Annotated in this window: 9 protein-coding genes and 1 riboswitch; of the genes, 4 read left to right on the top strand and 5 right to left on the bottom strand. The window is 61.7% G+C overall.

Annotated elements, in window-relative coordinates; genetic code table 11:
- Window positions 1-25 precede the first annotated feature (25 nt).
- From cobN to ACW9UQ_RS11895, 5 genes are all read right to left on the bottom strand, one after another.
- Window positions 26-3730 carry a cobaltochelatase subunit CobN gene (gene cobN / locus ACW9UQ_RS11915; RefSeq protein ID WP_458931273.1) on the bottom strand — a complete coding sequence of 1235 codons (3705 nt, stop codon included), beginning with the start codon at window positions 3728-3730 and terminating at the stop codon, window positions 26-28.
- A gap of 56 nt (window positions 3731-3786) precedes the next feature.
- Window positions 3787-4836 (bottom strand): cobalamin biosynthesis protein CobW, encoded by a 1050-nt coding sequence (gene cobW, locus ACW9UQ_RS11910; protein ID WP_458931241.1) that lies wholly within the window; start codon window positions 4834-4836, stop codon window positions 3787-3789.
- A gap of 74 nt (window positions 4837-4910) precedes the next feature.
- Complete coding sequence (locus ACW9UQ_RS11905; protein ID WP_458931240.1) at window positions 4911-5588, bottom strand: energy-coupling factor ABC transporter permease; 678 nt, start codon at window positions 5586-5588, stop codon at window positions 4911-4913.
- 37 nt (window positions 5589-5625) lie between these two features.
- Window positions 5626-5851, bottom strand: a riboswitch (cobalamin riboswitch).
- A 31-nt stretch (window positions 5852-5882) separates the two neighbouring features.
- Window positions 5883-6644 carry a precorrin-6A/cobalt-precorrin-6A reductase gene (locus ACW9UQ_RS11900; protein WP_458931239.1) on the bottom strand — a complete coding sequence of 254 codons (762 nt, stop codon included), beginning with the start codon at window positions 6642-6644 and terminating at the stop codon, window positions 5883-5885.
- Window positions 6641-7690, bottom strand: a complete 1050-nt coding sequence (locus ACW9UQ_RS11895) for a cobalt-precorrin-5B (C(1))-methyltransferase (RefSeq protein WP_458931238.1) — start codon at window positions 7688-7690, stop codon at window positions 6641-6643. Before ACW9UQ_RS11895 ends, ACW9UQ_RS11900 begins: the two co-directional genes overlap by 4 nt.
- A 97-nt stretch (window positions 7691-7787) precedes the next feature.
- Here ACW9UQ_RS11895 and cobA point away from each other — a divergent pair, with 97 nt between their 5' ends.
- Genes cobA through ACW9UQ_RS11875 form a run of 4 tightly spaced genes read left to right on the top strand, consistent with a single transcriptional unit; the run spans window position 7788 to window position 11827 of the window.
- A complete protein-coding gene (gene cobA, locus ACW9UQ_RS11890; RefSeq protein ID WP_458931237.1) occupies window positions 7788-8600 on the top strand; it encodes a uroporphyrinogen-III C-methyltransferase in 813 nt (270 codons plus the stop codon).
- Window positions 8600-9883 carry a cobyrinate a,c-diamide synthase gene (locus ACW9UQ_RS11885; RefSeq protein WP_458931236.1) on the top strand — a complete coding sequence of 428 codons (1284 nt, stop codon included), beginning with the start codon at window positions 8600-8602 and terminating at the stop codon, window positions 9881-9883. Before cobA ends, ACW9UQ_RS11885 begins: the two co-directional genes overlap by 1 nt.
- 58 nt (window positions 9884-9941) lie before the next feature.
- The gene (murD, locus tag ACW9UQ_RS11880) at window positions 9942-11348 is read left to right on the top strand and encodes a UDP-N-acetylmuramoyl-L-alanine--D-glutamate ligase (protein WP_458931235.1); all 1407 of its coding nucleotides are present in this window, start codon (window positions 9942-9944) and stop codon (window positions 11346-11348) included.
- Window positions 11348-11827: a GFA family protein gene (locus tag ACW9UQ_RS11875; RefSeq protein WP_458931234.1), complete on the top strand. Its 480-nt coding sequence runs from the start codon at window positions 11348-11350 to the stop codon at window positions 11825-11827. The genes murD and ACW9UQ_RS11875 overlap by 1 nt, the downstream gene beginning before the upstream one ends.
- The last annotated feature ends 179 nt before the right edge of the window (window positions 11828-12006 follow it).

The following is a 12006-nucleotide window of genomic DNA, read 5'->3' as shown; positions in this document are numbered from 1 at the left end:
AAGTCGAGGCCGCATGCCCAGGCCCCTAAGTACGCAATTGCTCGATAAGCGCCTTGGCAGAGTTCAGCTGCGGCACCCACATGCCCCTGTCAATCGCCTCGGCCAGCCGATCTGCAATCTCACGCAAGGCAGCCGGGTTGTGCTCTGCAATGAACGCCCGTGTCTCCTCATCTTCCAGATAGGCCTGATGCACCAGGTCAAAATGATGGCCCTTCACACTACGGGTGGTGGCCGAGAAGGCAAAAAGGTAGTCCACCGTCGCGGCCATCTCGAATGCCCCTTTGTAACCGTGGCGTTTCACGCCTTCGATCCATTTTGGATTGACCACACGGGACCGGACGACGCGGGCGATCTCTTCCTCCAGCGTGCGGATCACGGGGCGTTCGGGGCGGGAATGATCCGGGTGATAGCTGACCGGTGCCTCCCCCTTCAGCGTCTCGATGGTGGCCGCCAATCCGCCCTCAAACTGATAGTAATCGTCGCTGTCCAACAGATCATGCTCGCGGTTGTCCTGATTTTGGATCACCGCCTCGGTCTGCGACAACCGGGTCTCCAACGCAGCGCGCGCCGCCTGTCCGTCATTCCCGGCACCATAGGCATAAGATCCCCAGGTCAGGTAGGCATCGGCCAGATCACCCCGGCGTTCCCACAACCGCTCATCAATCAGCGCCTGCAGACCCGCACCATAGGCCCCCGGCTTTGACCCGAAAACGCGGTAAGACGCCGCCTCTCCCTTTTCGGCCAGTTCGGCACGATAACGCGCAGCAGCGGGGTTGTCCGCCTCTGGCTCATCCAGTTCCATCATCGCTTTGGCGGCGCTGGCCACAAGGTCCATCTGCGCCGGAAACGCATCGCGGAAAAAGCCCGAAACACGCAAGGTCACATCAACCCGCGGTCGCCCAAGGGCCGTCAGCGGAATAATCTCGAACCCGGTCACTCGCCGTGCCATCTCATCCCAGACAGGCCGCACACCCATTAGTGCTAGCGCCTGCGCAATGTCGTCACCGCCTGTGCGCATATTCGCCGTGCCCCAGGCGGTCATCGCAATGGTCCGGGGCCAATCGCCATGGTCCTGCAAATGGCGTTCGATCAGCATCACAGCAGATTTCCACCCCAGGTCCCATGCGGCGCGGGTCGGCACCGCACGGCTATCGACTGAGAAAAAGTTCCGCCCGGTCGGCAGCACATCCAACCGCCCCCGTGTCGGCGCACCCGACGGCCCCGGGTCAACGAAGCGACCTTCCAAACCCGACAAAAGCCCCGCGAGTTCCGAGGCCCCGCACCCCTCAACAACCGGACGAAGAGTTCGGCGGACATAATCCAGAACCGCAGCAGACGCCGGACCTGGCGCATCCCCCCTGTCCACCAGCCGCTGGGTCAACAGTTCCAGCCGTTCCACTGTATCGCCACAACTGCGCCATGGATCATCGCTGATACGCAGCACCTCTGGCCGTGCGCCCTGCCACGCCTCTGCCATATCGCAGGTCAGCGGATCAAAGCCCAAACCCAGATCCTCCGCCAAGGCCCGGATCAGAGAGGCATCCGCGCCCGTCCCATCGCCGCGCGGCACACGGGTAAGCGCAATCAAAAGATCGCGCAGCTGATCCCCCCCTGGTGCCAGACCGAAGATATGCAAGCCATCGCGGATCTGCGCCTCTTTCAGCTCGCACAGATAGGCATCAAGCTTTGCTAACCGGCTGTCTGCATCCTCCGCATCCCCGATCCCGGCATCCTCGTCCAGACCGGTTGCGGAAACCATCGCCAGAATTTCCTTACGCAAATACTCAATGCGGCGCGGGTCAACGCCTGCGGCCTCATAGTATTCATCCACCAGCGCCTCTAACTCGCGCAGCGCACCATAGGTTTCAGCCCTGGTCAGCGGCGGCGTCAGATGATCAATGATGACAGCCTGCGCGCGCCGCTTGGCCTGCGTGCCTTCGCCCGGATCGTTGACGATAAAGGGGTAAAGATGCGGCGTTGGCCCAAAAACCACCTCAGGAAAACACTCATCCGACAAAGCGACCGATTTGCCTGGCAGCCACTCCAGATTGCCATGCTTGCCCATATGCACCATCGCATCAGCCGCAAAACTGCGCCGAAGCCAGAAATAGAAGGCCAGATAATTATGTGGCGGCACCAGATCAGGGGCGTGATAGGTGTCCTCGGGGTCAATATTATACCCGCGCGCGGGCTGGACACCGACAACCACATTGCCGAACTCCAGCACTGACAGGACAAAACCGCGCTCGGCATCAACAAACGGATCATCCTGAGGTTTGCCCCACCGCTCTTCGATCTGGCGGCGCACCTCCCAGGGCAAAGCACCATAGGCCGTTTCGTAGTCAGCCAAGCTTAACGCAACACCCCCAGTCCGCGCGGCCCGGTCAGTCAGCCAATTGGTCGGACCGGCCAGAACAGCCTGCATCAAGGTGTCACTGCCATCAGGCGCACCGGCAACCAAATACCCGGCATCGGCCAGCGCCTGCAGCACACCGACTGTCGCCGCCGGAGTATCCAGCCCAACGCCATTGGCCAGACGCCCGTCCTTGTTTGGATAGTTAGCAAGGATCAGGGCGACCTTTTTCTCTGCAGCTGGTTTTGCTCTCAGCCCTGCCCAGTTCGCCGCCAGTTCAGCAACAAAGGCCACGCGGTCACCGCGCGCACGATAGGTGGCAATGGAACACTCCGTCGCCTCATCCCAATACGCCTCTGCCTTGAAGGAAACCGCGCGGCTCAGAGCCCGTCCGTCTACCTCCGGCAAGGCCACATTCATCGCGATGTCGCGCGCGGTCAGCCCTGCGGCACTATCCTCCCAATCCGCCTCGTTGCCACCTGACAGGATCACCTGCAACACCGGTGCGCCGGGGGCGTCCAAAACAGTCGCGGGCCGCTTGCCCCCCCAAGCCGCCGGATCAGGAGAAGACACCGCAAAAGAGGTCGCATTCAACACAACATCAGGCGGATGCGCTGCAAATACCCCCGTCAGGGTGGCCGCCGAAACCGGGTCCTTCAGAGAGGCCACGAACACCGGGAGCACATTCAATCCCTTGCGCAAACAGGCTCTCACCAGCCGGTTGACCGGATGCAAACCGGCCCCTTGCAACAACGCACGATAAAAGACGATGGCGGCAACCGGCGCGCCGGGTTGCCAGTCCGCCGTTACCGCAGCAGCATCGCCCCCCCCTTGCCCGGGCCAGTAATACCCCGCCCGCAGCAAAGGCCGGGCCGGTTCCGGGCGCAGACCCTCCCCAATCAAAGCGCGGGCAAACCGCAAAAGATTTGCAGCATTTTCAGGCCCACCTTCGACACAATAGGCATGCAGCGCATGCCAATCCTCTGCCACGACAGTCGACAAGGCCAACAACTCTGCGTCCGGCTTGTCATCCCCCGGCAACAGCGCCAGTTTCACCCCGGCCTCCCCCAACCGGATCGCGAACTGCTCCACACCATAGGGCCAATAAGCCTGCCCGCCGAGCAATCGAACGATCACCAGCTTGGCCCTGGTCGCAGTATTGTCCAGATAAAGATCAACCGAAAACGGATGCCCCAGCCACCCCAAACTGGCCAGCCGCAGCCTCGGCGGCGCGTCCATCTCACCCCGCGCCTCGGACAAGGCCGCCAGTTCCGTATCGGCTGCCGAAATAAAAATCACATCCGCCGGGCTCTGCCCTGGATCAACCGGTTCAGACCCGTCCGAGATCGCCCCCGGTGCCGCCGCCAAAAGGTGCATCATGGCCCCTTCATTGTTCTGCAAATATCCCCGCCGGAGGCACCAGACATCCGCATTCAGCCGCCAAGGGCCACCTGAATAGCGCCCTGATCCAGCCCGTGCTGACCAATCACAACCAGCCGCGTCAAACGCTGTTCATCCGCCCCAAACGCCCGGTCGAAATGACTGTCGATCCGCGGCCCCACCGCCTGAATGACCAGCCGCATCGGCTTTCCTTCAACCGCAACAAACCCCTTCAGCCTTAAAATACCGTGGTCCCGGATCGTGGTTCCGATCCGCTCCAGAAGGGCAGCACTGTCTGAAACTTCTGGCAAATCAACGACGAAGCTTTCAAACTCATCATGACCATGGTGATGGTGATGGTCATCCTCATCATCGTGGTGATGGTGATGAATTTCATGGCGGGCGGACAGGTCATCCTCTGCCCCGATACCCATCCCCAACAGGACCAAAGGATCGACCACGCCATGCGACGCGCTCAGCACCTGCACACCTTCACGAACCCGCCCCTGCAAGCTGCCCATCAAGCTGTCCGTCCCGCCGTTCAGCAGATCGGACTTGTTGACAACCACCATATCGGCACAAGCCATCTGATCCTCAAACAGCTCTGACAAGGGCGTGTCATGATCCACACCGTCCATCGCCGCTCTCTGCGCATCGACAGCTGCCGTGTTACCGGCAAATTGTCCCGCAGCAACGGCCGGCCCGTCGACAACGGTCACGACACCGTCGACAGTCACCCGGTTGCGGATATCGGGCCAGTTAAACGCCCGGACCAGCGGTTGCGGCAACGCCAGACCCGAGGTTTCGATGACGATATGATCGGGGACCTCGTCGCGGTCCACCAGCATCTTCATGGTAGGAATGAAATCCTCTGCGACGGTGCAGCAGATACAGCCATTCGAAAGCTCTACCACATCGTCATCAGCGCATCCCTCGACGCCGCAGCCTTTCAGAATTTCACCGTCAACGCCCAGATCGCCAAACTCGTTGATGATCAGAGCAATGCGCTTGCCCCCGGCATTGGCCAGTAGGTGACGGATCAAAGTAGTCTTTCCCGCGCCCAGAAAGCCGGTCACCACAGTTGCAGGTATCTTGGCAGCCATTTTCTGCCCTCCCGAATATAAATGACGTATGGCGGCCCCGCTGAGGCCGCCTTTGAAACCTTGCTAGAAAGGGTTCAGGATGGGTGGTGCAGGCGTGCCGTGAACAGCCCGTTATCGGACAGGTCACGCAGCGCCTTTGCCCCGGCCAGAACGGCCAAGTCGGCGATCGGCTCGATCAGCACCACCAGCATATAGGCACCGCCAAATGCCAGGACCGAGGACAGGTTTTCCGCCCCAAGTCCCGCGCCATACAGCGCCCAGAACGCCACCCAAAGGACAACGCCGCCCTGATAAGCCGTCGACAGCGCCAGTGCCTGCCGATAGCTCAGGTCGACATAGGTCGTCTGCGGCGCAATGATCCGGCGGGCCAGTGCCTCGACCGCGAATAGCGGCACAAGCAACGTGGTCACATTCATGAAATACTGCGGCAGATCAAACGGCGCAAAGAACACCCCCTGGGCCAGCAATCCCAACGCCAGACCAATGGCGGCTGCGGCTCCGCCGAACAACAAGAACAGGGTCGATCCAAGGATGAAATGCACCTCCGAGACGCCAACCGCATAATGCGGCAGGATCTCAAAAAAGGTGAAGACCAGCGCCGTAGTCGCGACGCTGCGCGCAAGTAGCGCAAGCGGGCCGCTGGCTTTCAGGGTGTCCCAGGTTTGTTTGGCAAGATAGGCGCCTGCACCCGCAGCTGTCGCATAGCTGAGTACGATTTTAGCGCCGGAAACGATACCGGGTTCAATATGCATTATATGTCTCCTTCGCCGTCACACCCGACGGCGGTCGATGGGTTTCATGTACGAGGCAGGTCTCCTGGCTCACGGGTCTTTGCAGGTCATCCGCCTTCCCGATCCCTTTGGGACCAGTGGCCTTGATGGACGCCTGCTCACCGCTGACAGTCGCGGGGGCGGCCAGACCAGATCGCCCCGAATTGGGTCTCGACCTGTCCTGTTCCCTTTTCATCCATGCACCGGTCAGACCGATGCGGGGAACCTCGACAGCGTTGATGACAGGCAAGGGCAAGCCGGTCAAGCAAGAAGCGATCAGGCGATGTGATTGGCCAGAATGCGGCGGACCCCCTCCAGCACGCCCTGCGGCTGGTCATGGAGGTCTATGGTGCGGTCAAGGCGCAGGACCGGTTCCGGCGGGCGGACCACCATATGAACCGTAGTCCCCAAGCGCTGCGCGGCGGTCAGTTTTGCCCGGCCGCCCTGTCCGCCAGAATTCCGGCAAACCAGATGGGTGATCCCCAGTTGCGTGAAAAGGTCTTCCTCTGCTGCGGGCCCTGACATTGCCTTGCCAAGGACAAAGCCCCCTTCCAGGTTGGGAAAGGGCTTGGCTGGCGGATCGACCACCCGCAGATAGAGATGCTTGTCCGGGAAAGAGCTTAGCAACCCGGCAGACTGCGCCCCGAAGGCCAGAAAAGCTGTCGCGTTATCCGGCAACGCCGCAATCGCCGAAGACGGGTTTTCAAACTGCTGCCAGGCCGGATCAGCAGGCCAGGCAGGGCGGCGCAGTATTGTGAAATAGACCGGGTGGCGATGCACAGCCGCGATTGCGTTTTGTGAGATATTCACTGCGAAGGGATGCGTCGCGTCAATCAGCATATCAAAATCATGATCTGCCAGAAACCAAGCCAACCCCTCTGCCCCGCCAAACCCACCAATGCGAACCGGTACGGCATAATCCTCAGGCCGCGCTGTTGCACCGGCCAAGGAAGCCAGAACCTCAACCTCGGGCAGATCGGCCAGCAGCGCGCAAAGCTTGCGGGCCTCTCCTGTGCCGGCAAGAACCAGAATTTTCATGGGCCGGCTTCCGCAATGATGGTTCCGGCGCGGTCTATGATCAGCGTATCGACCTCAATCGGGGCCGAGCCGAGGGCGCGACATGCTATTTGCTGTGCCGCCCGGGCAACATCAGCCGCCAGTGATCGGCCTGCGATTTCAAGGGCATGTGCGGCTGTGTTCGCCTGCGCAATCGCCGTATCCTCAGCCATCACGGCCAAGGCTGCGAAATCCACCTGCGACCGCGATGAATGCAAATCCAGCGCCCCTTGCGCCAGTTTGGTCATCTTGCCAAAGCCACCCGCGATGGTCAGACGCTCCACCGGATGTTTCGCCAGATATTTCAGCATCCCGCCCGCAAAATCTCCCATATCCAGCATCGCATGATCCGGCAGCCCGAACCGCGCCTGCGCCACCTTTTCCGAGGTCGCGCCCGTTGCGCCAACCACATGGCGCAGGCCGCCAGCCCGCGCCACATCAATGCCGCGATGGATCGAGGCGATCCAGGCCGCACAGGAAAACGGGCGTACAATCCCCGTTGTTCCCAGAATGGAAATCCCACCTTCGATCCCCAGTCTCGGGTTCCAGGTCCTCTTAGCCAACGCTTCGCCGCCGGGAACTGAGAGTTCCACCTCAAACCCGCATTGCACCCCGGCCTTTGCGGCCACCTCCTCCAGCGCCTGAGTGATCATCTGTCGCGGCACCGGGTTGATCGACGGTTCCCCAGGCGGGATCGGCAGACCGGGGCGGGTGACCGTGCCGACCCCCTCGCCCGCCAGAAACCGCACACCCGGCCCACCGCGGCGCACCGTGGCCACGATCAGCGCGCCATGCGTCACATCCGGATCATCGCCAGCATCCTTCTGAACCGAGACACGCGTCCAGCCATCCCCCTGATCAACCTCAGCCAAGGGAAACTCTGGCGTTTGCCCGCGTGGCAGCGTTATCTGCACCGGATTGGGAAACCCGCCCCCCAACAGCGCCGTCGCCGCAGCCTTGGCGGCGGCGGTGGCACAGGCCCCGGTGGTAAACCCGGTGCGCAGATCAGAGGCAGGTTTGCGGCTCATAGAAGTGCAGATTAAGCTGGTTACGGCATTGGTGCCATGGCGAATTGCCGCGCGAGTTCCGCTCGCCAAGCGGATCGAAGCGGGGTAAAAAGGCCGCATGAACGAACAGCCCTTTTCTTTGCCGACCCATGACCTGCCGGATTTCCCGGCTGGGATGGTCTGGCTGGTGGGTGCGGGACCCGGCGATCCGGGGCTGATAACACTGCATGGGCTGAATGCGATCCGGCAGGCCGATGTGATCATCTATGACGCGCTGGTCGATACCCGGATGCTGGATTGGCGGCGTCCGGGGGCTGTTGCTGAATATGCTGGCAAACGCGGCGGCAAGCCCTCGCCCAAGCAGCGCGATATCTCGCTGCGGCTGATTGATCTGGCACAGTCCGGCAAACGCGTCCTGCGCCTGAAAGGCGGGGATCCGTTCGTCTTTGGGCGCGGCGGGGAAGAGGCCCAAACCCTGATCGCCGCTGGCATTCCGGTGCGGGTGACACCCGGCATCACCGCAGGTGTCGGCGGGCTGGCCTATGCGGGCATCCCGGTGACCCATCGCGAGGTCAATCAATCGGTGACTTTTCTGACTGGCCATGACCAGACCGGCCTGGCCCCATCGGCCATCGACTGGGTCGGCATGGCGCGCTCTGCTCAGGTGATCGTGATGTATATGGCGATCAAGAATCTGGACCAAATTGCAGCTTCGCTGATCGCTGGCGGGCGTGACGCGGCAGAGCCAGTTGCCGTGGTTTCCAACGCCACACTGCCCGATATGCGGGTGCTGCGCACCACGCTTGGGAGAGCCGCCGCAGATGTCGCGGCAGAAGGGGTGGAGCCGCCCGCCATCGTTTGCGTCGGGCCAGTCGTTTCGCTGGATCAGGCGAAAGTGCTGGCCGCCCACCTGCAGGGCAGCTCCGCCTGATGACCGCCGCCCTGATGCTGGCGGCCCCGACATCGGGCGCGGGCAAGACCACATTGACCCTTGCGATTCTGCGAGCGCTGAGACAGCGCAGCATAGATGTCAGGGCTGCAAAAAGCGGCCCAGACTATATTGATCCCGCTTTTCATGCCGCTGCCTGTGGGCGGCCGTCCTTCAATCTGGACGCCTGGGCAATGCCACCTGGCGATATCCGCCGCCGGGCGCAAACGGGCGGCGAATTGCTGGTGGTTGAGGCCGCAATGGGTGTGCTGGATGGGGCTGGATGCGCCGGTGCCGGTTCTGCGGCGGATCTGGCCGCGACGCTGAACGCGCCGGTGGTGCTGATCATTGACGCGGCCAAACAGGCTCAATCCGTCGCCCTGCCCGCGCTTGGCCTGAAGGCCGCGCGCCCAGACCTGACCCTCGCCGGTGTGATTCTGAACCGGGTCGCCTCGCCCCGGCATCGCGATATGGCAGCGGCCGTCCTGAACCGTGCCGGTATCCCGCTGCTTGGGGCCATACGCCGTAGCCCTGCACTTTCCCTGCCAGAGCGGCATCTGGGGCTGGTGCAGGCCATCGAAACGCCTAAGATCGAGGCGTTTCTGAACACCGCGGCCGAGATCGCCACCCAGGATATCGACCTTGATGCACTGCTGGCATGCGCCACCCCTTTGCCTGCCGCCGGGGCACCCAACCGCCTGCCGCCATTGGGCAATCGTATCGCCATTGCACAAGACCAGGCCTTCACCTTTGCCTATCCGCATCTGCTGGATGACTGGCAGGCACAAGGGGCCAGCCTGCACGTGTTCACTCCGCTGGCGGATCAGGCACCTGATCCTGATGCCGACGCTATCTTTCTGCCCGGTGGATATCCTGAACTGCATGCCACCGGCATTGCCAACGCCTACCAATTTCGCAACGGGATGCAGGCCGCAGCAAACGCGGGCAAAACCATCTATGGTGAATGCGGCGGCTACATGGTGCTGGGAGAAACAATAACCGATGCCGATGGCCACACCCATCCAATGCTGGGTCTGTTGCCCGTCGAGACAAGCTTTGCCGACAGAAAGCTCAGCCTTGGCTACCGCCGCCTGACCCCACTGGGCGGCCCCTGGGAAACGCCACTGACAGGGCATGAATTCCACTATGCCACCATTCGCGCCGAAGCGACTGCAGACCGCTTGTTTGCCGTCACGGACGCAGATGGCACAGACCGGCCCGAGGCCGGATTGCGCCGCGGCACGGTTGCAGGCTCCTTCATGCACGTGATTGCGCCCGGCGTCTGAAGCGCCTCGATAAAATTCCCTGCTGACCGCGGCTCAGAAACCCTTTAGAACCGCGAACATGATCAGAGTTCGGGGATATGATGGTCACAAGGTGGCTGTAATGGGGTTGGGCCGCTCAGGCCTGGCCGCAGCGAAGGCGTTGCGCGAAGGCGGGGCGGATGTGGTCTGCTGGGACGACAACGAAGTGGCACGAGAACGGGCCGAGGCCGCAGGGTTCACCGTCGGCAATCTGCGCCGGGATGACACATGGGACGGGGTCAAAGCCCTGATCCTGTCGCCGGGCATCCCCGCGCTCTATCCCGCGCCGCATTCCATTGTCGAGATGGCCTGGAAGCATGGTGCGGTACTGGACAACGATATCGGTCTTTTCTTCCGGTCCTGGGCAACCGAAGACTGGGCCGAGATGGACACCGTTCCGCAGGTGATTGCCATCACGGGATCCAATGGCAAATCCACCGTAACGGCCCTTTTGAATCATTGCCTCAAGGAACTTGGCAGACCAACGCAGATGGCGGGCAATATCGGGCGCGGGGTTCTTGATATTGATCCGCCGCAGGAGGGTGAGGTCGTGGTGCTGGAGCTGTCCTCCTACCAGACCGAGATCGCCCGCGCACTGTCCCCGGATATCGCAATTTTCACCAATCTGACACCGGATCATCTGGATCGCCATGGTGGCATGGGCGGCTATTTCTATGCCAAGCGCCGCCTGTTTGCCGAGGGCGGGCCAGACCGCGCCATTATTGGTGTCGATGAGCCCGAGGGCCGCTATCTGGCCGCCCAGATGCGCGAGGCCGCCGCTGACGGCGATCCGGTCATTCGCGTTTCCGCCGGCCAGAAATTGTCCGGCGGCTGGACCGTTTTTGCCCGCAAGGGGTTTCTGGCCGAATGGCGGCGCGACCACCAAGTTGCCTCGATCGACCTGCGGGAGATGGCAACGCTGCCCGGCGTTCACAATCACCAAAATGCCTGCGCCGCCTATGCCGCGCTGCGCAGTCTTGGCTTTGCGCCCAAAGCCATTGAGACTGCCCTGGCAAGCTATCCCGGCCTGCCGCATCGCTGCCAGCTGCTGGGCGAGGTCAACGGCGTGCGATACGTCAACGATTCCAAGGCGACCAATGCAGAGGCCGCGCAGCAGGCGCTAAATGCGTTCCAGAATGTGCGCTGGATTTTGGGCGGCCGCGCCAAAGAGGGCGGAATCACCCTGCTGAAGCCTTTGTTTGACCGCGTTGCCAAAGCCTACTTGATCGGCGAAGCGGCCGAGGTGTTCGCCGCAACCCTTGGTGATACACCGCATGTCATCGCCGAGACGATGGACCAGGCGGTTGAACTGGCCGCAGCAGAGGCTCAATCCGGCGATGCCGTGCTGCTGTCGCCCGCCGCCGCCAGCTTTGATCAATATGCTGATTTTGAAAAACGCGGTGAGGCTTTCATAGCTGAAGTGGAGCGTCTGAAAGGGTCAGGCTGATGGATGGCGGATGCAGATGCGGCGCGGCGCGATACCGCCTGAAAGGCAATCCGCTGATCGTGCATGCCTGCTATTGCCGAAATTGTCAGCGCGAAACCGGCTCCGTGATGGCGGTGGACCTGCTTTATGAAGCGGATCGGGTGCGTCTTCTGCAGGGAAAGGTGGCGGAGGTCACGCTGGACAGCGGTAGCGGCAACGGCCAGATCATCAGCTCCTGCCCGACCTGCAATACTACGCTCTGGAGCGTCTATAACGGTATGGGTTCTTATGTCCGCTTCATCAAGGCCGGAACTACAGATGCGCCGGACCGCTATCGCCCGGATATCCATATCTTCACCCGCTCCAAACCGAAATGGATGCGCCTGCCCGAGGATGCGCCTGCCGTCCCGGAATTCTACAATCTGAGGGATGTCTGGACAGGTCAAAGCCTGAACCGCCTAAAAGACGCCTGGACGAAAGCAGAAGCCACAGAAAGCTGACGCCCCCGATAGCTCCACCTTTGCGTCAACGATACGGCCTGCCAGCCTGCTTCATCTCGGCTTAGAGCACCGTCCATTTAATCTGCAACATACCCGGCAGCCTTGAAGAGATTTCGGCACTCGTCTGGTGGGAAGAGGTCGCATGTTTGTGCAACGGATTTGAAAAGCGCTTCGAAGGT

Source organism: Halovulum sp. GXIMD14793, from assembly GCF_054457435.1.
This window is presented reverse-complemented; position numbering and strand designations above follow the sequence as displayed.

What these genes read in the sequence shown, in the direction of transcription:
- ACW9UQ_RS11895 (WP_458931238.1), bottom strand. Translation starts at nt 7,690, where the DNA reads ATGAGCCGCAAACCTGCCTCTGATCTGCGCACCGGGTTTACCACCGGG.
- murD (WP_458931235.1), top strand. Translation starts at nt 9,942, where the DNA reads ATGATCAGAGTTCGGGGATATGATGGTCACAAGGTGGCTGTAATGGGG.
- ACW9UQ_RS11905 (WP_458931240.1), bottom strand. Translation starts at nt 5,588, where the DNA reads ATGCATATTGAACCCGGTATCGTTTCCGGCGCTAAAATCGTACTCAGC.
- cobW (WP_458931241.1), bottom strand. Translation starts at nt 4,836, where the DNA reads ATGGCTGCCAAGATACCTGCAACTGTGGTGACCGGCTTTCTGGGCGCG.
- ACW9UQ_RS11900 (WP_458931239.1), bottom strand. Translation starts at nt 6,644, where the DNA reads ATGAAAATTCTGGTTCTTGCCGGCACAGGAGAGGCCCGCAAGCTTTGC.
- ACW9UQ_RS11885 (WP_458931236.1), top strand. Translation starts at nt 8,600, where the DNA reads ATGACCGCCGCCCTGATGCTGGCGGCCCCGACATCGGGCGCGGGCAAG.
- ACW9UQ_RS11875 (WP_458931234.1), top strand. Translation starts at nt 11,348, where the DNA reads ATGGATGGCGGATGCAGATGCGGCGCGGCGCGATACCGCCTGAAAGGC.
- cobA (WP_458931237.1), top strand. Translation starts at nt 7,788, where the DNA reads ATGAACGAACAGCCCTTTTCTTTGCCGACCCATGACCTGCCGGATTTC.
- cobN (WP_458931273.1), bottom strand. Translation starts at nt 3,730, where the DNA reads ATGCACCTTTTGGCGGCGGCACCGGGGGCGATCTCGGACGGGTCTGAA.